The organism is Azotobacter armeniacus (genome assembly GCF_054779355.1).
Genome location: NZ_BAAGYK010000173.1, coordinates 1 through 25,078, shown reverse-complemented (window position 1 = coordinate 25,078; position 25,078 = coordinate 1). Strand labels below are relative to the sequence as shown.

21 protein-coding genes and 9 pseudogenes are annotated in these 25,078 nt (G+C 63.9%); 15 read left to right on the top strand and 15 right to left on the bottom strand.

Annotated elements, in window-relative coordinates:
* Positions 1 to 471 precede the first annotated feature (471 nt).
* Together ACYVD0_RS23705 and ACYVD0_RS23700 are read right to left on the bottom strand one after the other, a co-directional pair.
* Positions 472 to 840 (bottom strand): DUF5131 family protein, encoded by a 369-nt coding sequence (locus ACYVD0_RS23705; protein ID WP_460429068.1) that lies wholly within the window; start codon positions 838 to 840, stop codon positions 472 to 474.
* Positions 821 to 1,030: pseudogene (locus ACYVD0_RS23700) on the bottom strand (hypothetical protein); the annotation flags it as partial. The pseudogene ACYVD0_RS23700 and the gene ACYVD0_RS23705, both read right to left, overlap by 20 nt.
* Before the next feature lie 330 nt (positions 1,031 to 1,360).
* On the opposite strand from ACYVD0_RS23700, the gene ACYVD0_RS23695 reads away from it, so the two are divergent.
* Positions 1,361 to 2,980 (top strand): inorganic phosphate transporter, encoded by a 1,620-nt coding sequence (locus ACYVD0_RS23695; RefSeq protein WP_460429066.1) that lies wholly within the window; start codon positions 1,361 to 1,363, stop codon positions 2,978 to 2,980.
* Positions 2,981 to 3,079: 99 nt separating this feature from the next.
* Positions 3,080 to 4,009: a polyphosphate kinase 2 family protein gene (gene ppk2, locus ACYVD0_RS23690; protein WP_460429065.1), complete on the top strand. Its 930-nt coding sequence runs from the start codon at positions 3,080 to 3,082 to the stop codon at positions 4,007 to 4,009.
* Between the two features lie 71 nt (positions 4,010 to 4,080).
* On the opposite strand, the gene ACYVD0_RS23685 is transcribed toward ppk2, so the two are convergent.
* Both ACYVD0_RS23685 and ompR read right to left on the bottom strand, forming a co-directional pair.
* Positions 4,081 to 5,403, bottom strand: coding sequence for a two-component system sensor histidine kinase family protein (locus tag ACYVD0_RS23685; RefSeq protein WP_460429064.1), 1,323 nt, complete (start codon positions 5,401 to 5,403; stop codon positions 4,081 to 4,083).
* Positions 5,400 to 6,137, bottom strand: a complete 738-nt coding sequence (gene ompR, locus ACYVD0_RS23680; protein WP_460429063.1) for a response regulator transcription factor family protein — start codon at positions 6,135 to 6,137, stop codon at positions 5,400 to 5,402. Before ompR ends, ACYVD0_RS23685 begins: the two co-directional genes overlap by 4 nt.
* A gap of 205 nt (positions 6,138 to 6,342) precedes the next feature.
* Here ompR and ACYVD0_RS23675 point away from each other — a divergent pair, with 205 nt between their 5' ends.
* From ACYVD0_RS23675 to ACYVD0_RS23665, 3 genes are read left to right on the top strand one after another with little or no spacing between them, the layout of a single operon-like run.
* A complete protein-coding gene (locus ACYVD0_RS23675; RefSeq protein ID WP_460429062.1) occupies positions 6,343 to 6,831 on the top strand; it encodes a hypothetical protein in 489 nt (162 codons plus the stop codon).
* A gap of 32 nt (positions 6,832 to 6,863) precedes the next feature.
* On the top strand, positions 6,864 to 7,157 hold the full coding sequence (locus ACYVD0_RS23670; RefSeq protein ID WP_460429061.1) for an EF-hand domain-containing protein: 294 nt from the start codon (positions 6,864 to 6,866) through the stop codon (positions 7,155 to 7,157).
* Positions 7,158 to 7,169: 12 nt separating this feature from the next.
* Complete coding sequence (locus ACYVD0_RS23665) at positions 7,170 to 8,018, top strand: sterol desaturase family protein (RefSeq protein WP_460429060.1); 849 nt, start codon at positions 7,170 to 7,172, stop codon at positions 8,016 to 8,018.
* 80 nt (positions 8,019 to 8,098) lie between these two features.
* On the opposite strand, the gene ACYVD0_RS23660 is transcribed toward ACYVD0_RS23665, so the two are convergent.
* The 3 genes and pseudogenes from ACYVD0_RS23660 to ACYVD0_RS23650 all read right to left on the bottom strand — a co-directional run.
* Entirely contained in the window at positions 8,099 to 8,311 is a 213-nt protein-coding gene (locus ACYVD0_RS23660) for a hypothetical protein (protein WP_460429059.1), read from the bottom strand.
* A 613-nt stretch (positions 8,312 to 8,924) separates the two neighbouring features.
* Positions 8,925 to 8,972: pseudogene (locus ACYVD0_RS23655) on the bottom strand (hypothetical protein); the annotation flags it as partial.
* A 365-nt stretch (positions 8,973 to 9,337) separates the two neighbouring features.
* Positions 9,338 to 9,463 (bottom strand): annotated as a pseudogene (locus ACYVD0_RS23650) (IS630 family transposase); the annotation flags it as partial.
* A 195-nt stretch (positions 9,464 to 9,658) separates the two neighbouring features.
* On the opposite strand from ACYVD0_RS23650, the gene ACYVD0_RS23645 reads away from it, so the two are divergent.
* Positions 9,659 to 10,258 carry an AlgP family protein gene (locus ACYVD0_RS23645; RefSeq protein WP_460429058.1) on the top strand — a complete coding sequence of 200 codons (600 nt, stop codon included), beginning with the start codon at positions 9,659 to 9,661 and terminating at the stop codon, positions 10,256 to 10,258.
* A gap of 356 nt (positions 10,259 to 10,614) precedes the next feature.
* A complete protein-coding gene (gene ppk1 / locus ACYVD0_RS23640) occupies positions 10,615 to 12,810 on the top strand; it encodes a polyphosphate kinase (RefSeq protein WP_460429057.1) in 2,196 nt (731 codons plus the stop codon).
* Positions 12,811 to 12,835: 25 nt separating this feature from the next.
* On the opposite strand, the gene ppx is transcribed toward ppk1, so the two are convergent.
* The 3 genes and pseudogenes from ppx to ACYVD0_RS23625 all read right to left on the bottom strand — a co-directional run bounded on the left by ppx (position 12,836) and on the right by ACYVD0_RS23625 (position 16,392).
* The gene (gene ppx, locus ACYVD0_RS23635; protein WP_460429056.1) at positions 12,836 to 14,341 is read right to left on the bottom strand and encodes an exopolyphosphatase; all 1,506 of its coding nucleotides are present in this window, start codon (positions 14,339 to 14,341) and stop codon (positions 12,836 to 12,838) included.
* A gap of 502 nt (positions 14,342 to 14,843) precedes the next feature.
* A pseudogene (locus ACYVD0_RS23630) lies at positions 14,844 to 15,452 on the bottom strand (IS4 family transposase); the annotation flags it as partial.
* A 634-nt stretch (positions 15,453 to 16,086) separates the two neighbouring features.
* Positions 16,087 to 16,392, bottom strand: coding sequence for a hypothetical protein (locus ACYVD0_RS23625; RefSeq protein WP_460429055.1), 306 nt, complete (start codon positions 16,390 to 16,392; stop codon positions 16,087 to 16,089).
* Between the two features lie 56 nt (positions 16,393 to 16,448).
* Between ACYVD0_RS23625 and ACYVD0_RS23620 the strand changes: the two genes are divergently transcribed.
* Positions 16,449 to 17,147 carry a J domain-containing protein gene (locus ACYVD0_RS23620; RefSeq protein ID WP_460429054.1) on the top strand — a complete coding sequence of 233 codons (699 nt, stop codon included), beginning with the start codon at positions 16,449 to 16,451 and terminating at the stop codon, positions 17,145 to 17,147.
* A 316-nt stretch (positions 17,148 to 17,463) separates the two neighbouring features.
* On the opposite strand, the gene ACYVD0_RS23615 is transcribed toward ACYVD0_RS23620, so the two are convergent.
* A complete protein-coding gene (locus ACYVD0_RS23615; RefSeq protein WP_136887971.1) occupies positions 17,464 to 18,483 on the bottom strand; it encodes a transporter in 1,020 nt (339 codons plus the stop codon).
* A gap of 280 nt (positions 18,484 to 18,763) precedes the next feature.
* Here ACYVD0_RS23615 and ACYVD0_RS23610 point away from each other — a divergent pair, with 280 nt between their 5' ends.
* Complete coding sequence (locus ACYVD0_RS23610) at positions 18,764 to 18,937, top strand: hypothetical protein (protein ID WP_175559870.1); 174 nt, start codon at positions 18,764 to 18,766, stop codon at positions 18,935 to 18,937.
* Between the two features lie 52 nt (positions 18,938 to 18,989).
* Here ACYVD0_RS23610 and ACYVD0_RS23605 read toward each other — a convergent pair.
* Positions 18,990 to 19,204, bottom strand: a pseudogene (locus ACYVD0_RS23605) (IS5/IS1182 family transposase); the annotation flags it as partial.
* A pseudogene (locus ACYVD0_RS23600) lies at positions 19,174 to 19,570 on the bottom strand (helix-turn-helix domain-containing protein); the annotation flags it as partial. The pseudogenes ACYVD0_RS23600 and ACYVD0_RS23605, both read right to left, overlap by 31 nt.
* 313 nt (positions 19,571 to 19,883) lie before the next feature.
* On the opposite strand from ACYVD0_RS23600, the pseudogene ACYVD0_RS23595 reads away from it, so the two are divergent.
* Positions 19,884 to 20,048, top strand: a pseudogene (locus tag ACYVD0_RS23595) (DDE-type integrase/transposase/recombinase); the annotation flags it as partial.
* A 2-nt stretch (positions 20,049 to 20,050) separates the two neighbouring features.
* Here ACYVD0_RS23595 and ACYVD0_RS23590 read toward each other — a convergent pair.
* A pseudogene (locus ACYVD0_RS23590) lies at positions 20,051 to 20,888 on the bottom strand (transposase).
* Between the two features lie 307 nt (positions 20,889 to 21,195).
* Between ACYVD0_RS23590 and ACYVD0_RS23585 the strand changes: the two are divergent.
* Positions 21,196 to 21,810: a recombinase family protein gene (locus ACYVD0_RS23585; protein WP_460429067.1), complete on the top strand. Its 615-nt coding sequence runs from the start codon at positions 21,196 to 21,198 to the stop codon at positions 21,808 to 21,810.
* A gap of 55 nt (positions 21,811 to 21,865) precedes the next feature.
* On the opposite strand, the gene ACYVD0_RS23580 is transcribed toward ACYVD0_RS23585, so the two are convergent.
* Complete coding sequence (locus ACYVD0_RS23580) at positions 21,866 to 22,207, bottom strand: MarR family winged helix-turn-helix transcriptional regulator (RefSeq protein ID WP_460429053.1); 342 nt, start codon at positions 22,205 to 22,207, stop codon at positions 21,866 to 21,868.
* A 236-nt stretch (positions 22,208 to 22,443) separates the two neighbouring features.
* On the opposite strand from ACYVD0_RS23580, the gene surE reads away from it, so the two are divergent.
* The 4 genes and pseudogenes from surE to ACYVD0_RS23560 form a co-directional block, all read left to right on the top strand.
* Positions 22,444 to 23,232: a 5'/3'-nucleotidase SurE gene (surE, locus tag ACYVD0_RS23575; protein ID WP_460429052.1), complete on the top strand. Its 789-nt coding sequence runs from the start codon at positions 22,444 to 22,446 to the stop codon at positions 23,230 to 23,232.
* 225 nt (positions 23,233 to 23,457) lie between these two features.
* Positions 23,458 to 23,946, top strand: a pseudogene (locus tag ACYVD0_RS23570) (transposase); the annotation flags it as partial.
* A gap of 177 nt (positions 23,947 to 24,123) precedes the next feature.
* The gene (locus tag ACYVD0_RS23565) at positions 24,124 to 24,375 is read left to right on the top strand and encodes a hypothetical protein (protein WP_460429051.1); all 252 of its coding nucleotides are present in this window, start codon (positions 24,124 to 24,126) and stop codon (positions 24,373 to 24,375) included.
* 58 nt (positions 24,376 to 24,433) lie between these two features.
* Positions 24,434 to 25,078, top strand: a 645-nt coding sequence (locus ACYVD0_RS23560; protein ID WP_460429050.1) for an IS1595 family transposase, incomplete at its 3' end; no start/stop codon positions are given.

Genomic DNA, 25,078 nt, shown 5'->3' with positions numbered 1-25,078 from the left:
GCGCGTGCTTTCTCCAGTGTCTGTCTGTCCGGCGACATCGCCGCTTCCTGCTGATTGTTCTGTAGGTTGGACGCTGGCCGTGCTGAATTCCTTGGCCGGGAGCCAGCGGTTATCGGTCAGCGCCATTGGATTTGCTGGCAAAGGCATTGCAGGAGCTGGCGCAGCCTGCAATTGGGCTGCCGCTTCGCGGCATACCGATTGGCACAGCATCTGGAGCATTTCGGAGCGGAAAACTTCGCGAGCAGAGTTCGCTCCCACAGGGGAGCAGGCCGAAGGGCAAGGGGGAGTGACCAGCCAGTAGCCAGCGCTACTACGGTCCCCTCTGGATTCCAGCTTGCGCTGGAATGATGGGGGATTCGGGATGCCGGGGCTAGCTAGGCTTGAGAGACCGTGAGTGCTTTCCTGATCCTGGTGATCCAATCGCGTGATTGCCCACCCAGCGCGCGGGCGGGCTGTGGCATTGAGGGGGGATCAGTTGCCTTCTGGGGCCATGTCCAGTCCGACGGCGGCGGACCGGCATGCTGCTGTCTCTTCGGTCGGGTAGGCGTCATGCAGCTCGCCCTGCAGGAGGCGTCCAGCGGCACGTTTTCCAACGCGCAGCATCACCTCGCCGCCATTCGCGGTGGCTTCGTTCTCGAAGCAGTGCACGGTGCCGGCATGGACGACGATGAAGGCTGGAATGCGCTGCGCTCGTCCCATTGCAGTGGAAAAGCTCTCGCTGGTCACTGGTGGGCGCCACTCGCCCCACTGCTTGAACAGGAAGGGCACGCCAGCCGCCAGACATTGGTCGCGCAGACTTGGTTGCCCAGTGCGGGTGCATGGGGCGCGCGTTCGGGCCAGATTCGCCGCCGACGACTACCCAGTCAATCCGGCCCGGATATGGTGCACCGTTGTCCTCTGCGCATTCACACAGGTAGTTTTCTATGTGAACTGAACCGCCCCGGGAATTCCGGAGGCTCGCTGGCGGCGCCAGGGCCGCGCAAATCGCCCTGGCGCGCCCTCCCGAAGCCGGTGAAAGACCCGCGGCCATACTCGCCCGTCATTTTTCTTTCACCATTCAGCCATACCCTGCCCCGGTCGATTTCCGTCTCAGGCAAAACCTTCGAAAGCACCAGGCCCTGCCGCTGGGGTGGCAAGCGCCTGTTCAGGACCCGGCAAGCCAGGCCCACACCGAGTCAATCGTCCAAGGGCGTGGCGTTTCGGGAAGTGAATCGTTTCACTCTCTCCGCAGCGTCATGCCGGGCACCGGTGCCAGACCGCCGCTTGAAATCCGTTACAACGTCGCAGGGTCCATGTGCAGCAGATCGTGAGCAGGCGCCAGGGAAGCAGTACGACACGTTATTCCCCTATGGAGAGAGTCATGTCCCATCACGCTTCGTCGGTCAATCCGACACCCGCCGGCCCGGCATCGCTCGGCGTTGCCGGTCTTTCCCCCCTCAGTCTGTTCTTCGCCATCGGCTTTATCGCGATGACCGCCTACTTCATGTACTGGGGGCTCGACTACACCAACCACAGCCAGGTCATGCTGTTCATCCTGGCGACGCTGTTCGGGGTCTTCATGGCCTTCAACATCGGCGGCAACGATGTGGCCAACGCCTTCGGCACCAGTGTCGGCGCGGGCACCCTGACCATCAAGCAGGCCCTGCTGGTGGCGGCGGTGTTCGAGGTGAGCGGCGCGGTGATCGCCGGCGGCGAGGTCACCAGCACCATCCGCAGCGGCATCGTCGACCTGTCCGGGATGGCGGTGACGCCCATGGATTTCGTCTACATCATGATGTCGGCGCTGGTGGCCGCGGCGCTGTGGCTGCTGTTCGCCACCAAGAAAGGCTACCCGGTTTCCACCACCCACTCGATCATCGGCGCGATCGTCGGCAGCTCCATCGTCCTGGGCGTCATGCTCGACGGCGCGGAATCAGCCCTCGCCCTGGTGAAATGGGGCAAGATCGGCGAGATCGCCGTGTCCTGGGTGCTCTCGCCGGTGCTGGGTGGCGCCGTCTCCTACCTGCTGTTCTCGCTGATCAAGCGGCACGTCCTGGTCTACAACGACGAGATGGATCAACAGCTCAAGAGCCTCCGCCAGGAGAAGAAGACTTACAAGAAACAGCACAAGGAAGCCTTCGAGCGCCTCTCCGAACTCCAGCAGATCGCCTATACCCACGCCATGGCGCGCGATGCCGACGTGATGAGCGATCACAACTTCCACCCCGAGGATCTGGAGTCCGACTACTACCGCGGCCTGCACGCCATCAAACAGAAGCGCGGCGAAATCGATGCCCACCGGGCGCTGGAAAACTGGGTGCCGCTGATCGCCGCGCTGGGGGCGATGGTCATCTCCTCCATGCTGCTGTTCAAGGGCCTCAAGAACATCGACCTGGGGCTCACCACCCTGCACAACTACCTCATCATGGGCATGGTCGGCGCCGCCGTATGGATGACCACCCTCATCTTCGCCAAGACCCTCAAGGGCGAATCACTGGACAAGTCGACCTTCCTGATCTTCAGCTGGATGCAGGTCTTCACCGCCTCGGGCTTCGCCTTCAGCCACGGCTCCAACGACATCGCCAACGCCATCGGCCCCTTCGCCGCCATCCTCGACGTGCTGCGCACCGGCGAGATGGGCAGCCAGGCCGCGGTTCCCCACCTGGCGATGATCACCTTCGGGGTGGCGCTCATCGTCGGCCTGTGGTTCATCGGCAAGGAGGTCATCCAGACCGTCGGCACCAACCTCACCGAGATGCACCCGGCCTCGGGCTTCACCGCGGAACTGGCGGCGGCGGCAGTGGTGATGCTGGCCTCGCTGCTTGGTCTGCCCGTCTCCAGCACCCATATCCTGATCGGCGCCGTACTCGGGATCGGCCTGGTCAACCGGCAGAACAACTGGGACCTCATGAAGCCCATAGCCCTGGCCTGGGTGATCACCCTGCCGGCGGCAGCCATCCTGAGCGCCATCGCCTTCGTGGTGCTGAGGAGCATCTTCTGATCCGCACGCCAATCCATGGAGCAAGCGAGGCGGGCCCACCAGGCTCGCCTTTCCCATCCGCTCAAGCAGCCATAGCGCGCCATACCGGGAGGATTTCCCATGACCGATGACCCTATCCACTCGTCCGATACCCTTTCCCGGCAGCTCTATGCCGAGATGCTCGACAGCCTCGACGAAGAGCTGGAAATGGAGCTCGACGACCAGCGCCTGGAAGCGCTGGTCGCCGGCACCGCCGCCGCCCGGCAGACCGGCATCGACCTCGACCGGCGTATCTACTTCCGGGAGCTGCTGCGGCTGCAGGGCGAGCTGGTCAAGCTCCAGGACTGGGTCCAGCACAGGAAACTCAAGCTCGTGGTGCTGTTCGAAGGACGCGACGCCGCCGGCAAGGGCGGCGTCATCAAGCGCATCACCCAGCGCCTGAACCCCCGCATCTGCCGCGTCGCGGCGCTGCCTGCGCCGAGCGAGCGCGAGCGCAGCCAGTGGTACTTCCAGCGCTACGTGTCCCACCTGCCCGCCGGCGGCGAGATCGTGCTCTTCGACCGCAGCTGGTACAACCGCGCCGGCGTGGAAAAGGTGATGGGCTTCTGCACCGACGCGGAATACGAGGAGTTCTTCCGCAGCGTCACGGAGTTCGAACGGATGCTGGTTCGCTCCGGCATCATCCTCGTCAAGTACTGGTTCTCGATCACCGACGACGAGCAGCAGAAACGCTTTCTGATGCGCATCCACGATCCGCTCAAGCAGTGGAAACTGAGTCCGATGGACATGGAATCGCGCCGCCGCTGGGAGCATTACACCCGCGCCAAGGAGGTCATGCTGGAGCGCTCCCACATCGCCGAGGCGCCCTGGTGGATCGTCGAGGCGGTGGACAAGAAAAGGGCGCGGCTGAACTGCATCCATCACCTGCTCGGCCAGGTGCCCTACGGCGAAGTCGACCGCCCGGCCATCGCCCTGCCCGAACGCGTCTACCACCTGGACTACCTGCGTGCCCCCCAGGCCAAGGAGATTTTCGTGCCGGCGGTGTATTGAGCGCGAAGGGACCGGAAAGACCGACAGGCTGGCTGAAAGAGTTTCCATGCTTTTTCAGGCGCCAGCCCGGATCAGCCGTTTCGCAGGGGCAGACTGATCCTTGCCCGTAGCCCCGGACCAGGCTGTTCGGAGAGTTCCAGACTACCGCCGTGCTCGCGGGTGATGCGTTCGACGATGGCCAGACCCAGGCCGGCGCCCGCCGTCCCGCCGCGGGCGCTCTCGCCACGACGGAAGGCCTGCTTCAGCTCGTCGCCGGACACGCCGCCAAGGCCTGCACCGCTGTCGATCACCTCGAGCCAGGCGCTGTCGCCGTCCATGCTGCTGCGCAGGCGCACCGGTGGGTGGCCGTGGCGCCAGGCGTTCTCCAGCAGGTTGGTCAGCGCCCGGCGCAGCGCCGCCGGGCGCAGCCGGAGCGGCAGCGGCGCGCCCAGCTCCAGCTGCAGCGGCTGGCCGTGGTCGGCGTAGGCGGCCGCCACTTCCCGGGCCAGGACGTCGAGCTCGCCGAGCACCGCCGGCTCCTCGCGGCTGTCGCGGGCGAAGTCGAGGAACTGTCCGACGAGTGCGTCCATCTCGGCGATGCTGCGCCGCAGGCTGGCGGCCACCTCGGGCTCGTCGCGGCCGGCGAGGATCTCCACGCCCAGGCTCAGCTTGGCCAGCGGCGTGCGCAGGTCGTGGGAGAGGACGGCCAGCATCAGGGCGCGCTCGCGTTCGTTGCGCGCCAGGCTGTCGTGCAGGCGGTTGAAGCTGCGGCTGAGGCTGGCGGTTTCCTCCGGGCCGGTTTCCTCCGGGCCGGTTTCGTCCAGCGCTTCCGGCTCGCCGCCCCGGCCAAGGCATTCGGCGGCCTGCACCACGCGCGCCAGGGGGCGGTTCAGCCGGCGCTGGATCACCAGGGCGCCGGCCAGCGCCAGCAGCCCGGCACCCAGCGAGGCCAGCAGCCAGGTACCGGTGAACAGGCGCTCCGGCAGGATGCCGGGCAGCGCCAGCCAGAGCGCCTCGCCCTCCAGGCGCAAACGCAGTACCGGGCCGCCGCCGGCCTCGCGCAGCCAGCGCAGCTCAAGGCCATCGCCAGCCAGGCGCGCGGCCAGGCGGCGGGCGAAGTCGCGCTCCAGTGGCAGCAGCGGTGCAGGCGGCGCGATGTCGTCGGCGACGTTCCGTCCGCCCAGCACCTGGCGGTTGAACTGCGCGACGAAGGCCTCGCGCTGCGCCGGCGGCAGGCTCGACAGGCTGGCGCGGAGAGCCGTGGCATTGCGCACCGCACCGGTGGAGATCAGTTCCAGGCGCGGCTCGACGATCAGCCGGCGGACCAGCAGGGCGCTGCCCAGTTGGCCGAGCAGGATCAGCAGGGCGATCAGCAGCAGGCTGCGGCCGAACAGGCTGCGCGGCAGCAGCCTCATGGCTGGCGCTCCTCCGCGCGGCCGTCGGGCATGAACACGTAGCCCAGCCCCCAGACCGTCCGGATGTAGCGCGGCTGCGCCGGATCGTCCTCGATCGCCCGGCGCAGCCGCATGACCTGCACGTCGATGCTGCGGTCGCTGGCCTCGTGGTCGCGGCCGCGGCTCAGCTCGATCAGCCGGTCGCGGCCGAGGGGCCGTCGTGGATGCCGGGCCTGCGCCTGGAGCAGGGCGAACTCGCCGCTGGTCAGGGGGATGTCGCGGCCGTCACGGCTCAGGCGCCGTTCGCCGAGGTGCAGGCTGAAGGGGCCGAAGCCGATCCGCCCGTCGCCCGGCAGCGGGCCGCTGTGGGCGCCGAGCATGCGCTGGCGGCGGATCAGCGCCTCGATGCGCGCCTGCAGCTCGCGCGGGTTGAAGGGCTTGGGCAGGTAGTCGTCGGCGCCCATCTCCAGACCGATGATGCGGTCCAGCGGATCGCCGCGGGCGGTGAGCATGACGATGGGAATGGTCTCGCCCTGCGCGCGCAGGCGCCGGCACAGGGACAGGCCGTCCTCGCCGGGCATCATCACGTCGAGCACCAGCACGTCGAAGCGCTCGCGGCCGAGCAGGTGCTCCAGTCGCTGGCCGCCGTCCAGGGTGCGCACCGCATAGCCCTGGTCGCTGAGATAGCGCTGCAGCAGCGCGCGCAGGTCGTGCTCGTCGTCGACCACCAGAATTCTTCCCAGGGCCTCGCCCATTTCCTCTCTCCCGTCGGTTCCGCCATGAGGGTGACGCAGGAGCCACCCACGGCGAGGCGGGAATCCATGACAAAGGGTTACAGAAGCGCCTGCCGCTCACCGATTGTCACGCATTGCCCGGCGCCGGCAATGGTTCGCTCATGGCTCCCGCCGATAGTGACTTCCGCCGCCAGACGACGGCGTCCACTCAAGAGGAGTCCATCCCATGAAATCTCTGTCACCCATCTTCGCCGCCCTGCTCGCCCTGTCCGCCGGCCTAGCGTTCGCCGACGCCCAGGCCGGGGAGCGCCGCGTGGTCCGCACGAACAGCCAGGGCGGCGGCAGCGCCACGCAGATCGAGCGCCACGCGGGGCAGCGCGGCAGCCTGCAGCGCGGCCGCGTCATGGTCGCCGACGGCCAGGGCAACGCCAGCGCCGCCCGCGGCGCCAGCCGTTCGCGCAGCGACGACGGCAGCCGGCAGAGCGAACGCAGCCTGTCCGCCACCGGCAGCCAGGGCAGCAGCCTGCAGAGCAACGGCGGGCTGACCTATACCGCCGAGTCGGGGCTGAGCCAGAGCCGTTCCACCAGCTTCAGCAACGCGGCCACCGGCAACAGCGTGCAGGGCAGCACCAGCTACAGCCGGGACGGCGGCCTGACCCGCAGCGTCGCCTGCCTGGACGCCAGCGGCGCCAGCATCGCCTGCCCCTCGCGCTAACCCCTTCCAGAGCCTTTCACAGGAGAAACGCCATGCGTAGCCCTTTCATCCCCGTCATCCTCGCCTGCGCCCTGTTCGCCACGGCCGGCGCCGCCCTCGCCAAGCCGGCCCGCGGCGAACGCCTGCAGGCCGAACTGCAGCAACGCTTCGCCCGCGGCGACGGCGACGGCGACGGCCGTCTGAGCGCCGAGGAGGCCGAGGCCGGCATGCCCTTCGTGTCCCGCCACTTCGCGGCGATCGACACAAAGGGGCAGGGCTCGGTCAGCCTGAAGCAGGTCGGAGCCTTCGCCCGGGAGCGGATGGCCCGGCGCAAGGGCGACCAGTAGGGAGGAGCCGCCATGTCCAGCGAAGCGATACGCGACACCCTGGGGCCGCAGGCGCTGCCCTGGTTCGCCGCGGCCTTCCTCGTGCTGATCGGCATCGCCTGCGTCGAGGGGCTGGTGCGCAGCCTGCTCCGGCCGGGCTCCTACGACTGGCGGGCCAGCGCCGCCTCGTTCGCCGACGCGCTGATCCGCCGCGGCGTGGACGCCCTGGGCCTTTCCCTGGTGGCGCCCCTCTTCGTGCTGGCCTGGGAGTACCGCCTGCAGACCCTGGAGATGTCCACCCCGGTGGCCTTCGTCGCCCTGTTCCTCGGCCAGGACTTCCTCTATTACTGGTATCACCGGATGGCGCACCGGGTCCGCTGGTTCTGGGCCAGCCACACGGTGCATCATTCGCCCAACCAGCTGAGCCTGGCCGCCGCCCTGCGCCTGGGCTGGACCGGCAAGCTGACCGGCAACGGGCTGTTCTACGTGCTGCTGGTCTGGCTGGGCTTCCCGCCGCTGGCGGTGACGGCCGCGGTGACGCTCAACCTGCTCTACCAGTTCTGGGTGCATGCGCCCTGGATGCCCCGGCTCGGCCCGCTGGAATGGGTGCTCAACACGCCCACCCACCACAAGGTGCACCACGCCAGCAATCGGGAATACCTGGACTGTAACTACGGCGGCGTGCTGATCGTCTTCGACCGGCTGTTCGGCACCTTCGTCGAACACCGTCCGGAGATCCCCATCCGCTATGGCCTCACCAGGCCGCTGCACAGCTACAACCCGCTGCGCATCGCCCTGTACGGCTGGCTGGAGCTGGGCCGTGACCTGCTGCGGGCGAGGGGCCCGCGCGCGCGCCTGAAGGTGCTGGTGGGGCGGCCCTGAGGCGGACTGCCAGACAGTGGGCCGGCAATGCCACAGGCCGCGCCCGGCAGGGCGAGGCCTGGTTCGACCGAGGGCTGCCGTTACGGGCGCAGCCCGGATGCCACCTCTTGCCGCGCTTCCCCGGCCGTCCGCTCGTCGAAGCGGCCAACATGACCGGTCCAGCCGAGCGCCTTCCCGTCGACCACGGCCTGATGCACCTTCGCTGCGTCCGCCTCGTCCGCCTCGTCCGCCACGGCCAGCGTCACCGTCCGGCCGTCGGTCAGTTCGAGGACGACGATGTCGGCATCCGTCACACGGAAATGGGAAATGGCGCAGTGCGGCGATGCAGCTCTTGCTGTCGGTGACGGTCTCCCCAGCCGGGTCATAGAAACCATGCAGCTCGAGCACGGACACGAAGGTGGCGTCGGTGGCACTGCTCAGGCGCTGGATCAGCACGGGTTCCCGGCGCAGGTTGAAGTTCGGGTCGTTGGCGCCGCTCTCGGCCAGGATGATCTTCACACCCTCAGGCGGCAGCATGCGGTAGGTATAGAAGCGCTGATTGTTGAGCCAGGTCAGCGTCGCATTGCCGGCCTCCGGCGTGCCTGTCGCATCCACCCACAGATGCTGATAGCCGTTGGCCTTGCCCAGCACCGGCCGATCCGCCGGGTTCGACTGGAGGGGGAAGCCCACCTCGGTGATATGTCCTGCGTAGCGCAGGGGCAAGTCGTACTGCGCCGGCCGGCTTCCCCGGGCGCGCCGCTGGTCGACGACCACGGGACTGGCCAGGCCGTCTATCGACAGTTGCGCCAGGGTGCGGCGGAAGCGCGCGTCGGGATAGGCACCCTCGATTTCCGCGGTGCTCACCCGGGTCGGCCCGTCTGCCGAGAAGAATATCTGCCTGGGGGCAATCGTCTCGCCCAGCTTCCACTAGCCATCGAAGTGGCTGGTTTCGTTCACCACCAGGGTGTTGTGGGCGACGGTCTGCCTGGCCCAGCTCTGGTTCTCTCAGGTAGCGGCCACCCTCCTTGGATTCGATGTTGAGGAAGCGCGCCGCGCCATAGTCGGTGACCACCGGGGCGCCGTCGTCGTAGAGCATCCAGCCCAGCTTGTCGAAATGCCCTGGGCGCTGTTCTTGACGACCAGCACCTAGTCCCGCTCGCCCGGTCCAGCACGCAGCACCGCAATGCCCCCGCGGTCGCCCGCCGGGCCGTCGCGCAGCAGCCGGGAAGCGAAGGGGAAGGGCTGCACCTTGCCCTCGGCCAGGTCGCGGCATAGCCGATGGCGATGGCCTGGTAGAGCTCATCGGTCTTCAGGCTCTTGTCGGGCAGGGCATCGTTATAGCCAGGTGTCAGCTCGGGAACCAAGACCTGCCCGACATAGGCCAGGAAGGCCGGGCCACTCATCGCGCCGTCGAGGATCAGCGGGGCCGTCAGGCCACCCAGCCGCAGACCGGCCGTGAACGTCGTGTTTCCCCGGGCTGAAGCCGCTTGAAGCTACAGGCGCATCCGTTCATGCGATTGCCCTGTTAGAGGTGCCCACTAGCGGTCTTCCCTGCAAAAAGGCTACTATGATAGATTATTTTTGCCAGGAGTCATGCCGTGGCAGCCAAGAAGCCCCCCGTCACAACCCCCCTACATTTACTGCAGCAGCTGTCGCAGAGCATGCTTGTCCACTTGGAGGAGGCCTGCGCTCAGGCACTGCAGGATGCCGAGAAGGTGTTGGCCAAGCAGGAAAAGCGGCGGGGCAAGGCCCAGGAAAAATTGCACGAGGCGTGTACCAAGCGGCAGGATGCTGCTCTGGCCGGCAAGGCCAAGGTTCAGGCCAAGGCCCAGCAGGCGATAGATGAGCTGGAGTCGCTGCTCGACGACCTCCAGGCGCGCCAGACCGAAACCCGTGACTACATCAGCCGGCTGCGCGAGGATACCCGGAAGGCTCTTGAGCTGGCACAGGGTGTCGGGGAGGCCGCCGCCGAGGCGCTGTCCGCCCCGCAGGAAGCGCCGGTTCCGGCAGCAGAGAAGCCGAAAGCAAGAGCCGCCAGCACGACTGCCGCCAAGGCAGCTGGGGCTACGCAGGCGAGGGCGCCTGCCAGTCGCGCCAAGTCGGACGCTTCCAAGGAAGCCGCCCCCAAGGAGCCAGCCGCCAAGCCTGCTCCACGCAAGCCGGCGGTGCGCCTTGGCCGCTCCACCGCAGCGGCCAAGGCTACGCCGGCCACCGCCACCGCCAGCGCTCCGTCCGTGAAGGACGAGCCGGACGCCTCCTAGTCCGCCAGGGCCTCAGCGCGCAAGGTTTGCAACGCGTCGTGGTCGTTGCCGCTGGGTTCCTCTAGGCGTTCCAGCCAGGCGCTTGTGACGGGCGCCGAGCTGACCCTGCACGCCGGCCAGAAGGTCGGCCTCACGGGCCGCCAACGGTGCCCCGGCAAATCTACCCTGTTCGCCCTGCTGCGCGGCGAGTTCGCGCGCGCCAGAAGGTCGACGACCTCGAATGCCGGGCGGATGCGCGATGGCGACGCCAGCTGCGGAGCATCCAGCGCGAGCTGACGACAGTCATCCTCACCTACTTTGCCCGGCAGGCGGCGGAACTGCTGAAACAAGGGCACTAAACTTCCCGGGAAGGTCAGATGAATACAGAAGGTCTCAACGACAATGCCTTGCTAGACGCCGAAGCGGCGCAAGAGCCGCTCGACGAGTTGCAGGAAGCGGAACCCAAGCTGACCGAGCCGGTTGCGGAGGGGCCGCTGCCGAGTCTGGACGATACCAGCCTGTACATTCATCGCGAGCTGTCCCAGCTACAGTTCAATGCTCGTGTGCTGGAGCAGGCGCTGGACGAGTCCTATCCGCTGCTCGAGCGGCTGAAGTTCCTGCTGATCTTCTCCAGCAATCTCGACGAGTTCTTCCAGATCCGTGTCGCCGGCCTGAAGAAGCAGGTCGCCTTCGCCCGCGAATTGGCCGGCGCCGACGGCCTGCAGCCGCATCAGGCGCTGCCCTGGATCAGCGAGCAGGTGCACGAGTTGGTGGCCCGCCAGTACGCCATCCTCAACGAGGTGCTGCTGCCCGAGCTGGCCAAACACCAGATCAACTTCATTCGCCGCCGGCATTGGACGTCCAAGATCAAGGCCTGGGTGCGTCGCTACTTCCGCGAGGAGGTCGTGCCGATCATCACGCCGATCGGCCTCGATCCGACGCACCCCTTCCCGCTGCTGGTGAACAAGAGCCTGAACTTCATCGTCGAGCTGGAGGGGCTGGATGCCTTCGGTCGCGATTCCGGTCTGGCCATACTGCCGGCGCCGCGCCTGCTGCCGCGGGTGATCCGCATTCCGGAAGAGGTGGGCGGTCCCGGCGACAACTTCGTGTTCCTTTCCTCGATGATCCATGCCCATGCCGACGACCTGTTCCAGGGCATGAAGGTCAAGGGCTGCTACCAGTTCCGCCTGACCCGCAACGCCGATCTGTCGGTGGACGAGGATGTCGAGGATCTGGCCCGCGCCCTGCGCGGCGAGCTGTACTCCCGGCGCTTCGGCGATGCGGTACGCCTGGAGGTGGTGGACACCTGCCCGCAGCACCTGATCGCCTATCTGCTCAAGCAGTTCGGCTTGTCCGAGGCGGAGATGTACCGGATCGATGGTCCGGTCAACCTGACCCGCCTGTTCAGCATCACCGGCCTGGACAGCCACCCGGAACTACAGCACGCCCCCTTCACCCCGGTGATTCCCAAGGCGCTGCAGAACAGCGAGAACATGTTTGACGTGATCGGCAAGCAGGACATGCTGCTGCTGCATCCGTTCGAGTCCTTCACGCCGGTGGTCGATCTGCTGCGCCAGGCGGCCAAGGACCCCCACGTGCTGGCGATCAAGCAGACGCTGTACCGCTCCGGGGCCAATTCGGAGATCGTCGATGCCCTGGTGGAGGCGGCCCGCAACGGCAAGGAAGTCACCGCGGTGGTCGAACTGCGCGCGCGCTTCGACGAGGAGTCCAACCTGCAGCTGGCCAGCCGCCTGCAGCAGGCCGGCGCGGTGGTCATCTACGGCGTGGTCGGGTTCAAGACCCACGCCAAGATGATGCTGATCCTGCGTCGCGAGAACGGCGAGCTGCGCCGCTACGCGCACCTCGGGACCGGCAACTACCACACCGGCAATGCCCGGCTGTACACCGACTACAGCCTGCTGACCGCCGATCTGGCACTCTGCGAAGATGTCTCCAAGCTGTTCAACCAGTTGATCGGCATGGGCAAGACCCTGCGCATGAAGAAGCTGCTGCATGCGCCCTTCACCCTGAAGAAGACCCTGCTCGACATGATCGCCCGGGAGACCCGGCATGCCAGCGAGGGCCGGCCGGCGCACATCATCATCAAGATCAACTCGCTGACCGACGCGAAGATGATCCGTGCGCTGTACAGGGCCAGCCAGGCCGGGGTACGGGTTGACCTGATCGTGCGTGGCATGTGTTGTCTGCGCCCGAGCATCCCCGGCGTATCGCACAACATCCAGGTGCGCTCGATCATCGGTCGCTTCCTCGAGCACACGCGGGTCTTCTATTTCCTCAACGACGGCGAGGAGAAGCTTTATCTGTCCAGCGCCGACTGGATGGAGCGCAATCTCGATCGGCGCGTTGAAACCTGTTTCCCGGTGGAGGGCCGGAGGTTGATGTTGCGGGTGAGGAAGGAGCTGGAGGCCTGTCTCGGCGACAACACCCAGAGTTGGCAGCTGCAGCCCGATGGCAGCTACCTGCGCAACACCCCGAGCGGCAACCAGAATCCGCGCAATGTCCAGGCAATGCTGCTGGAGAAGCTGAGCAGCCCCCTCATCGGCTTGCGCTGAGAGGGCGATCTGTTGGGCACGCCGCTTAGCGCGCCTGAATGCGGTAGCCGACCCGCTTCAGCCATTCGGCTTCCTTCTCGAAATCGGCCTGGGTCAGCGGGTTGGCGTCCAGCCAACCCTCGGGGAAGATCAGCTCCAGCTCGCGTTCGCCGGCGCTGAACTGTACCCGGGGCATCTGCTGGGTACCACGGATGTGGTGGAAGAGGATCGCGACGCGCAGCAGGATGCACAGGCGTATCAGCTTGTCGCCTTCCTCGCTGCCGAGTTCGGCGAACCTGTCCCGCGGGATGTTGCGTCGATGACCGCGCACCAGCAGGGCCAGCATCTGCTGGTCCTTGCCGGAAAAACCGGCCAGGTCGGAATGTTCGATCAGGTAGGCGCCGTGCTTGTGGTGCTGGTAGTGGGCGATGTCCAGGCCGACTTCGTGCACGCGTGCCGCCCAGCTGAGCAGTTCGCGGTGGCTGTCGTCCTCCAAGCCCCAGGTTTCGGCGACCTGCTCCAGCGCCGACAGCGCTTTGGTCTCGACCCGTGCAGCCTGTTCCAGATCGACGTGATAGCGCTCCATCAACGAGCCGAGGGTGCGTTCGCGGACGTCCTCGTGATGGTGGCGGCCGAGCAGGTCGTAGAGTACGCCCTCGCGCAGGGCGCCGTCCGAGTAGGTCATCGTTTGCAGCGATAGGGCGTTGAACACTGCCTCCAGGATCGCCAGGCCAGCGGGGAAGATGCTCCGGCGATCCGGCTTGATGCCGTCCATGTCCAGCTTGCTCACGTCGCCGAACTTGAACAGCTTGCGCTTCAGCCAGGCGATGCCTTCGGCAGTCACTTCGCCGTTGCTGTAGCCGCCCTCCTGGATCGCCTGGCCGATCGTGCGTATGGTACCCGAGGAACCCACCGCCTCCTGCCAGCCTTGGCCATGCAGGGCATTCTCGATGGCCATCAGTTCCAAGCGTGCCGCAGTATAGGCCCGAGTGTAGCGGGCCGGGGTGATCTTGCCGTCGGCGAAGTGGTTGCGGGTATAGCTGACGCTGCCCATCTGCAGGCTCTCGCGCAGCAGCGGTTCGAAGTTCTCGCCGATGATGAATTCCGTGCTGCCGCCGCCGATGTCCACCACCAGCCGCTTGCCGGGCGCGGTGGGCAGGGTGTGGGAGACGCCGAGATAGATCAGGCGTGCCTCCTCGCGGCCGGAAATCACCTCCGCCGGATGGCCGAGGATCTCGTTGGCGCGGCGGATGAATTCGTTGCGGTTGCGTGCCTCGCGTAGCGCGTTGGTGGCGACGATGCGCACCGCCCCCTTCGGCAGGCCGTTGATCTGCTGGGCAAAGCGGCGCAGACAGTCGAGTCCGCGCTCCATGGCTTCTTCGCTGAGCTGGCGCTGGTCGTCGAGCCCGGCGCCGAGCTGGACTTTCTCGCCTCGCCGCTCGAGCAAACGGATCTCGGTCCGGTCGGCCTTGGCCAGCACCATGTGGAAGCTGTTGGAGCCAAGGTCGATGGCGGCAATGAAGGGGAAACTCTCAGCTAGCTTTTGGGGCATGATTCAGGTGTCTCAATGGCAGAAGCGCGCCGTCCGGCCCTGGGGAGCGCAGTTGTACTCGTCTCCGGATGAAGGGGCCAAAGAGGCTCGAGCGGCAAGCAGTCAATTATAGGGGGTACTGTCACGTTATTGGCAGGTTGATGGAGATGCGGCGATAATTCCGAATATGAAACGATTCACCATACCTGCCTGCGACGCCATTTCCTATGCCGGTTACCGCCTCTGCCTGAGGTGATCGGCTATGCGATGTGGCTGTACTACCGTTTCCCCCTGAGCCTGAGCATGGTCGGAGAGCTGCTGGCTGCGTGGCATCAAGCTGACCTACGAGACGGTACGGCGCCTGCGTGATCCCCACAAAATCACCCGAGTTCCTGCGCTTGCCGATGGACCTCCCGCCGCAGGGCCAGCTCCAGCTCCCGCAGCCTCTCTGGGGAAATGTCTCCCGCATAAGTACGTGCATACTCCAGTCCCAGCCGCCACAGCGACAGCACGTGCTTGTCCTTGACGCTGTTGCTCTGGAAGCGCCGCTCGCTCGTGCCCCCGCCTCTCGCGCCTGCAGACCCAGCGCGTAGTTGGCCAGCACGGCAATCAGCAGCAGGATCTCGATGCGCCGCGGGCAGCGGCTTCGATGCAGCTCCAGGCCGAACCCCAGCCGAGGGCTCTTCAGGTCGCGGAAGCCTTCCTCGACCTGCATGCGCCGCTGGTAGATCGCCACGACCTGCGCGGCATTCCACTGCCCCTCGGGCAGGTTGCTGGCCAGCAGCCAGGGCTCGCTTTCGCGCTGCACGTTTTGCCGGCTGCGCTTGTCCCGGGCCACGGTCCCGGTGACGCGCCGATGCTTGCGCCCCCGCGGCGCATGCTTCACCGCGTAGAGTGGGGTGGACCAGGGCGCCGAGCGGGTCATCTCGAGGCAACCGAGCCGTTTCGGCGACGCCGAGGCCAGGGCGTACAGGCTTTTCACCGGCGGCCAGGGCTGCTCGCCGAACCGGCACAGGTCGCGATTGCGCACGCGGCCGACGTAATGCCAGCCCATGGCTTCGACGGCCTGGAACCAGGGCCGCCGGAAGCCGGCATCGGTGACCAGGAGGGGCGTGCATCTGGCTGGCAGCATCGCCGCGAGTGCCTCGAGCAGCAGGAACAGCGTGCCGGCGGCATCGATCGGCGACCAGTCCATCAGGATCAGGGGATGCTTGAGCGAGCCCAGCAGGGCGCGGAGCATGGCCCAGTAGAACAACCCCCGCTCGGCCTGCAGCTGCCGATTGCCGAGCAGGCGGTCGACCTGCTTGATGGCATGCCCAGGTCAAGCCGGGCAGGAAGCGCCCCAGCGCGGTCAGGCTCAGGCTACGGCCTTGCAGCAGGGCGGCCACCGCGGCCATCAGGGCTTCGAGACGGCGGGCATGGATCGTGAGGAGTGCCTTGGCGAAGGCATCGTGCAAGAATTGGACGGTCTGCATGGGTAGGGGGACATCGGTCAGTTTGGCGACAACCAACGTGCCCGCCCATGCAGGCCTCTTCAAGCCATACCACTTTGATTTTTCTGGAAAATTGATGGGGATCACTCAGGATCGACGTGACAGTATGGGCATGCTGAGCCTCCCAGCCCTGGCTCGCGAGGCGAATCGGGGGCGAGACGAACCTTATCCGTCTCGCCGAGAATAGCCGGGGCGTTCCTTATCCCCTCGAGTACAGAGATGACCAGTCCGAAGCCCCTTTCGCTTTCCATCGCCGGGCAATCCGGCAAGCCCCTATCGGGGGCCCAGAAGAAATTCAACAGCCTGATCGGCCGGATCGAGAAGCAGCGCAAGCTGCTCGCCGCCTGGCAGGCGGCGCTGCCGCTCTGCCAGGAGCGCTGGAGCGGCGAGTTCAAGCCGCTGCTCGACGAGTACCGCGCGCGGAATCGCGAGTTCGTCTTCTTCCTCGATCAGTCCGGCGAGCGCCTCAAGCTGACCAAGACCGACCGTCGCACGCTGGGCGAGCTGATCTGCGAGCTGGCTTCTTCTCTGATTGGCGATGATGGGGACGAGGCGCTCAAGGCGCTGTACAACAAGCACAGCGGTAGCGATTTCGACCGCGATGCCCGGGGGAAAACGAGCTGCTCAAGAACGCGATGGAGCAGGCATTCGGCATCGACCTCGGCGACGATCTCGACCTCGACTCCCACGAGAACGTCGCCCAACGGCTGTTCGAGAAGCTGCAGGCGCAGGCGGAGCAGCCCGCACCGCGCAAGGGCCTGGGCGGCACCGCCAGGAAGTCCGCGCAGCAGGTGCGTCGGGAGGAGGCAGAGGCCCAGGCGGGGCAGTCCGTGCGCGAGGTCTACCGCAAGCTGGCCAGTGCCTTGCACCCCGACCGCGAAACCGATGCGGCCGAGCGCGAACGCAAGACCGGGCTGATGCAGCGGGTCAACCAGGCCTACGACAAGGGCAACCTGCTCGACCTGCTGCAGCTGCAGCTCGAGGTGGAGCAGATCGACCGGGATCACATCGCCAACCTGGCCGAGGACCGGCTCAGGCACTACAACCGGGTGCTCGACGAACAGCTGCGGGAGCTGCAGGACGAAGTGCGGGCGCTCGAGCAGGCATTCAAGGCGCAGTTCGACCTCGATCCACTCGACAAGGTCAGCCCCACGAACCTGGGGCGCAAGCTGCAGGACCAGCTTCGCCTGCTGCACGAGGATGTCGCCTTCATGAAGGCGGAGCGCGAGCTGCTGGAGGATCCGAGAGAGCTGAAGCGCTGGCTCAAGGAAGAGCGCAAGCAGCAACGGGCGGATGCCTTCGGAGAGATTCCGTTCGATATGCTGTTTCGCTGAGGCCGGGCGGGCCGCAAGAGGGTACTGTCACGTTGTCGATGTGCATTGATTGGGTCTCGATGCCAGCCCTTTCAAGGTGTTCAAAAGCAACCTTGAAAATCAAGCAGTTACGCATGATCTCACTACATAAAGCACAGTGGCAGAACAAAGAAAATCAATAGCTTGCAAGAAAACACCTTGAAAGGGCTGGCTCCTAGTCGCTGTGGTCGAGTAATTCGCGCTGGATGCGGCGAATCAACGTGTCGTTGCTCACTGGCATCGTGGGTCTCGCAGGTAAGTGGAGAGCACCGATGCTAGGGGGCGCCACAACCTCTGCTCACTGATCGTTGCGCTTGCGGAAGGCCCAGCGCCCGGCCAGGGCAGTGAAAGTGACGACTAACGCAACCAGGATCCAGAAGCCCTCGGGATCGTCCGCCAGCGGAACACCACCGACGTTCATGCCAAAGAATCCCGCGGTGATATTGATCGGCAGTGCCAGTACTGTGACCACAGTGAGGGTGAACAGGGTGCGGTTGGTCTGCTCGCCGAGCTTGGCGGCGATCTCTTCCTGCAGCAGCTTGATCCGCTCGCCAAGGGCCATGAGGTCGCTGATCACCAGAGAAAACTCTTCAGTGGATTCGCGCAGCTCCTGCACGTCCTCCTCCTGCAGCCATTGCGGAGGCCGGTTGAGTAGGCGCAGCAGCGAGCCCGGCTCCAACGCCAGCAGACGCTGCAGCCGCACCAACACGCGGCGCATGGCGCCAAGTTCGGCGCGGTTGTCGGAGAGACGTAGGGAGAGCAGCTGATCCTCGATACGGTCGACGCCGGTGCTGGTCTCGCGGACGATCTGGGTGAGGATGTCGCCCTGATCGCGCAGCAAGTGCACCAGCAGTTCCAGTGGCGAGCGAAAGTGTTCGCCGTGCTTCACCGAGGAGCGCAGCTTGTCCACCGAGCGCAGTGGCTGCAAGCGAACGGTAACTAGCAGATTTCTGCGCGCGCAGCCCCAGAGGGTTGCGATGTCCGAGGAGACCAGACCGAAGTTGAACACTACGTCGTTGACCACCGCCAGCAGCACCGAGTCAACGTGTTCGATACGGGTGGAGCGGGAACCCTCGCGCAGCGTCTCGAAGAAATACTCTGGCAATTCCAGATGAGTCCTCATCCAGCGCTCGCAGGCGGCATGCGCCAGGTTCAGGTGCAGCCAGAGGAACTCAGCGGAATCGCGGGAATGCTGCAGGTGGTCGAGCGCCGTCGCCGAGTCGATCTCCTGGCCGCATTCGCCAGGGCGAAAGCGAAACCCGTAGAGCAGGCCAAACAGGTCGGAATCCTGGCGGTTCTGGACGATGCTGTGGTTCATGCACGCTCGCTGGAGGTATATGGGTTGCGCCTGCTGCGCGGGAGCGTAAATGCACTGCTTCTTAGCAGTTCGTGTTGACCGCCTGATGACATCTTGCTGGTAGCTTGGTTGGAGTGAATACATTGAGGCCCACAACGGGTGCTCAGCAAGCCTTTCAAATGGGGCGAAATGGCTCTTGGCAAGCTGAAACCCTTGATTTAGATGGCTCGTATTGAAATTATCAAAGGGCCATGAGTACATTAGTATCATCACCCCTTTGATCTTTCTCGGAATGTTATGGATGAAAGTCGAGATAGAAGAAGTGCAGGGCAAATCCAAAGCTGCTTGGATAGTTCGACTGGACGGCTACACGATTACATTTCGTAGCCAGACGGAGGCACAGGCCTTTGCCGAGCAGCTCCAGACCCGCCTGGATGCTCCGCATGACCTACCGGCAAGTTGCAATGACGTGTGATAAACGAGCAGTCATGAGGCTTGTGCATTTTTCGCTAGGGCCTGTTGACGATTCACATGAGGAGCCATAGAAACCCACAGAGCCATGGCTACCATGCTCTCGTAATTTCGCTTCAGCTTGTCGTAGCGGAACGCCGCACGGTAATGCTTCAGCCTCGCAAAGGCGTTCTCGAGCAGATGCTGGTAGCGATACAGCCCCCGGTCCAGATCGGCATTGCCCCTTGATCGAGTTGCGTTTTCTGAAAATGACCGCTCGAGCGCCCTGCGCCCGCCGCGAGTTGCGGCATTACGGCGTAGCTCACGCGAGACCGTCGATGGCGATCGACCCAACTGCCGGGCAATTTCACGAACCCGCACCGCTGGGCTCTCAACAGTGCAATTTCCTCTCGCTCGGTAAACGATAGGTAACGTCCCCAATGCGGACCCAAGCAGCCCTGTGGCACTCCCCCCCGCTTCGCGAAACCAGCGGGTACCCACAGCTACTCGCCAATGCTGCGTCCTCACTCGACAATCCTGCAGCAATATGCTCCCAAAACGCCTGCCGGGCTTCTCGTTGATTGACGCTCGGCCGACCTGGCGACCGCATCGGTGGCCGCCCCGTCCGCTCTGTTGCCCAACCTCGTGGTCGTCCCATCCAACACCTCCAATCTGGGGATGTTGCAACGACCATTGGAAACCGCCCAGCTCCTTCCGCTTGAACAGGATATTGGTTGAAACCGCACTAGCGTGTTCCTTGCCAGACTATGCCAATCATGGCCACAAGAGACATAGCCGCCCAGAATTGAAATTGAATATCCATATCCTCGCAAACTGCTACAACAACGTCATTAGTCCTGTCCGTCATCATTCTCTTTGGATAACGTTACCAATATTGGTTCCAACGCCACCCATGTGTCACTGCTTCATTCGTCTATGCTGTTGAGCAAGTCAGCGAAGCTCGATGCCCCCGCGGGCAATGGAAGTACTTGTACCGGGCCGTCGATAAAGCAGGCAACACCGTCGACTTTCCGCTCCGCGCCAGGCGCGATAAGGCAGCCGCTCGACGATTCTTGGCCCGTGCAATCGATCGCAACGGTGAACCGGAGACCGTAACGATCGACAAAAGCGGGGCGGTTCACTCACTCTCCAGGCGGATCAGGTTATAGACTGAGAAACCCAGCAGCAACTGGGCACTCAGCTTTGCCCGACCGATCAGCTTGGTTTTATGCAGCCCTCCCACCGTCTTCAGCCAGCCAAAGCTTTCCTCGATCCGCTTGCGGAGCTCCAGGCTGATCGCATACCGTCGTGCGTCCGTCGATGGCGCTGCCCTTTTCCTTGCGCGCCACATGCGGCGTCACCTTCAGTTTGCACGCATCCTAGACAAAGGCCTGTTGGTCATAGTGCTTGTCCGCCCCGAGCGGGCGACCCGGCTTGGCCGTGCGCTCCAGCATGGCCAGCGCGACCTCGACTTCGGCTGCCCGTTGAACTCGGTGCATTCCAGACTTGTGCAAAGCCCAGGCGTCGATCAGCGTGCCGTCCACGCTGAAATGCTCGTCACTGGCGTACCCGGGCCACTGCTCCAGCGACTTGATGCGCTGGAAGAACAGGCGCGCCACCTCCTGGTTGAACAGCCGGTCGCGGTTCTGGCTGAAGGTCGAGTGATCCCACACCGGCTCGTCCATCGACAGGCCGACGAACCAGCGAAACAATAGATTGAAGTCGATCTGCTCGACCAGCTGTCGCTCCGAGCGGACCGTGTAGATCACCTGGAGCAACGAGGCGCGCAACAGCCGCTCGGGTGCGATCGAGGCCCGCCCCCGCGTGGAGTACAAGCCGTCGAAGTCCTGATCCATCGAGGCCAGGACGGTATCGACGAGCTTGCGCAGTGGGCGCAGCGGATGATCGCTGGGGATGCGCTGTTCCAGCGTCGTGTAGCTGAACAGCTCGTCTTGCTTGAGGTCGAGTCCACGCATCGGCTTGAGTTGGGGCTGCATGAAGAGGATGAGAGCATTTTGCCAGAGCCGGTTGGGCTCTGGCTTTTTTCAACGGCCTGCTAGATGTAAGGGCTTGCAATCGAAAACGGCCGGGCTCGCAATCAACGCTATTTCCGGCTCAGATTAACTGCGCCTGACGGGCACCTTCGGGCTCACATTAGTTGTGAACGAGCTTGCATTCAGCCGCACCGGCTTGCATTCCATCAGCGCGGGCTCACGCTTTCTGCAACTGAACATTACTGCCCCAGCCGTCCAAAAAACCAACGTATATATGACAGGTGAGACGGTGCTGATCGGCTATATGCGGGTATCGAAGGCGGACGGCTCCCAATCCACTGACCTGCAGCGCGATGCACTGATCGCTGCCGGCGTGATGGCAGCTCATCTCTATGAGGACATGGCTTCCGGGCGGAAGGATGATCGGCCCGGATTAGTTGCATGTCTGAAGGCCCTGCGTGAAGGTGACATCTTGGTGGTCTGGAAACTGGATCGCCTTGGGCGCAACCTTCGCCATCTGATCAACACCATTCACGACCTGACCGCCCGTGGTATAGGACTGAAAGTGCTCACCGGGCACGGTGCGGCCATCGACACCACCACGGCGGCAGGTAAGCTAGTGTTCGGGATCTTCGCGGCACTGGCTGAGTTTGAGCGGGAGCTGATTTCTGAACGGACGGTAGCTGGGTTAGCTTCGGCGCGGGCGCGCGGCCGGAAGGGTGGCCGCCCCTTCAAGATGACGGCAGCCAAGTTGCGTTTGGCGATGGCGGCGATGGGGCAGCCTGAGACAAAAGTGACGGCCCTATGTGCCGAGCTAGACATTACCCGACAAACCCTGTATCGGCATGTTTCGCCAAAAGGAGAGCTGAGGCCCGACGGCATGAAGCTACTTGGGAGAATTTAATAAGTGGCTCAGAACGGCCCTGTGCCACGGCTGCAGAACTTCCTCCTCCCGTCTCTCAACTGCTGATCTGATCTGAATAGGCAGCGAGCCGTTCAAGAAACTCTCCGGCGTTGATGAGACGCTCGCGTTCCTCGCCAGTCAGGCATGCCATCATTGCTGCCGTCAACCAGTCGTCGCGGCGTTGACGGCTGAGCTGCAGAACATGCCGTCCGGCGTCGGCTAGTCGAACACGCACCTTGCGACGATCCAGGGCATCCTGTGTACGGATAATCAGGCCGGATGCCTCAAGTTCACGCAACACAGCCGCGAGATTGGAGGAGCGCATATTCTCCGACGCCGCCAGCATCGATGGGGTTACGCCATCGCCAAGCCGATCAATGGCACTGATCACCAGCATGCGAGTCCACGATTCAGGCTCGTTCTGAGCCTCTTGACGCAAACGTCGCGTCAAGCGGGTTAGCTGACGCCGAAATCGAGCGACATTGAGAGATTTTTCTAAATTCATTTCTCTATGATTACATAGCTATGAGATGGTAGCAATTGGTCAACCGTTGCCCATCAGGGTGATCCACGTGGGTAGGGTTGCTGCCAGTCAAGTCACATACTTCTCAACCGCTGCCAGGAGAAAAGCTCATGCTGAAGGCAGGTCAGATTTTCGAGCGTGTTTTGCTGACCAACGATGATGGATTCGACGCGCCGGGATTGCACGTTCTGGAGCAGGTCGCCGCCACCTTGGCGCGGGAGGTCTGGGTGGTTGCGCCGGAACACGACCAGAGTGGCACATCGCATTCACTTAGCCTTCATGAGCCGCTGCGTGTCAGGCGGAAAGGTGAAAGGCGCTTCGCCGTCCTTGGGACACCCGGAGACTGCGTTGTGATGGGTGTACGTCAGCTGATGTCTGGCGAGCTACCGGAGATGATTCTTTCCGGTGTCAATCGTGGCGCAAATCTTGGTGTGGAGACGGTATTCTCCGGTACTGTCGGTGCCGCCATGACGGGCATGCTTCTTGGCATTCCCTCCATCGCATTGAGCCAGGCTTTCAGTGATCGGAATGCGGTTCCCTGGGAAACGGCGCGGACCCTGGCGCCCGAGGTCATTCGAGCCCTTGCGGCGATGAATTGGAGCCGGAATACCTGTCTCAATGTCAATTTCCCTGATTGTCCTGCAGATCGCGCCGGCCCTCTGACCCTGACCTGTCAGGGTGTCGGCCTGCTGGACGGGGTCGATGTCGTGTCGCGCTCAGATCCAAGAACCATCGATTATCACTGGCTGCAGCTCCATCGGTCTCCTCGACAGGATGCTGAGGGAACCGAGACAGCTGCGGTCGCAGCGGGCCGCATCGCCGTCACCCCGTTGCGGTTCGAGCGGACACACGATGAGACGCTTGCAGAGATGCGGATGGCCTTGGCTGCGACGGAGTAAATATCAAGGATGGATGCAGGAGTCCCAAGCCAACATAAGAGGTATTGAGCTGGCCGAGAAGGTATACAGCGATGCTGTATGGAAGGGTGAAATCAGGTAGAGAACCTGTAAGAGGATGAGACTTATTTTCATCCCGCGCCAGAGTGGGATGAGAAGAGTCCATCCTATTGCTTACGTGCAATTGACTTCTGACTGCTTGGTGCAGTCGTCTTCTGAAAATGACACCTGCTGCAACGCAGCGTGATCAGCGAACAGTGCCTGCTCAGTCCGCCGATACTGCACTCGGACAATGGCGCGCCGATGAAGTCGGTGACCCTGCTGCAAAAGATGTACGACCTGGGCGTCACGCCCTCGCACAGTCGCCCGCGGGTGAGCGACGACAACCCATACTCGGAATCCCTGTTCCGGACGCTGAAGTACTGCCCGCAATGGCCGAAACAGGGCTTTGCCGACCTGGAGGCAGCGCGCAGCTGGGTCAGGGACTTCATCTGCTGGTACAACCACGAGCACCGGCATAGCCGCATCCGCTTCGTGACGCCGGCAGAGCGTCATCGAGGCGAGGATCGCAACGTACTGGCTCGCCAGCATGCGCTGTATCAGGAGGCCCGTGGCCGCACACCGGAGCGCTGGTCAGGCGCTACACGAGCGGGAACAAGAACAGCAGCCGCTGCAACAGGCGGCCTGAAAACACGGTCGACGCGACAACTACCTTGAAAAACGCCGGGCATTACTTTAAAAAAGACTAGTAATTTGAAGTTTTCATAAGGATTTGAAACTTTGTACTTAGATTCCATTGTTCCAGAACGTCTACGACCTCAGCCCAATCAGCTCCCTTCCAGCACGTCCAAAGGGACGGTTCAGGGAAATACGTGTGATGAAGCAGAGACTTCATTGCTGCGTATCCAAAAATATGACAATAGCTCGATGTATTCCCGAGAAATCGCGGAGCCAAACGAGCGCATCTTTTTGAGCGGCCAGCAGACGCTCGTGAGGCTGCTCATCTCCCAGGCCGCACTTGATCGATCCGCCGGCATTCGCACAGCGGGGTTCGTGAGTGGCTATCGCGGCTCGCCTTTGGGGGGGCTGGATCGAGAATTAGTAAGAGCCAAGAAAGTTCTGGAGAAATCGAAAGGCTATGTCTGAGTTAGCTGTTGCAACAGGCTAAGCTGATCATGACGTCTCTGCATGCGGGAGGTGGATCATGAAAGCGAGTCAGTTCACGCGATGGATCGCTCAGCTCTCCAGCCTCAGCCCAGAACAGCGTGAGCAGTTGAAGGCATGCCTGTCGGCACCTGGCAGCCTTGCGCAGGACATGATCGCCACGCCCAGCAGCTGCCCGCACTGTCAGTCCAGCGAGTTACAGCCGTGGGGCTCCAATGGCGGCCTGCCACGGTATCGCTGCAAGTTTTGCGGCAAAACCAGCAACCCATTGACGGGTACACCGATGGCGCGACTGCGAAAGCGCCATCTCTGGCAAGACTATGCCGAGGCGTTGACCCAGAGCCTGACGGTACGCAGGGCGGCGAAACACTGTGGCGTCAGCAAGAACACCGCCTTCCTGTGGCGACACCGGTTCCTGTCCCAGATCGCCGATCACCAGGCCCAGCATGCGTCCGGGATTGTCGAGGCCGATGAAACCTTCTTTCTGGAGTCTTTCAAGGGGCAGCGAGACTTGCCGCGCCTACCTCGCAAGCGCGGAGGCAGTGCGAAGCGACGCGGGTTGTCTGCCGAGCAGATTCCTATCCTGGTGGTGCGGGATCGCAGCGGCCAGCATGCCGACTTTCAGCTGGAGAAGCTCGATGCCGTGCATGTCAGGGAGCGACTACGCCCCCTGATCGATGCTGAT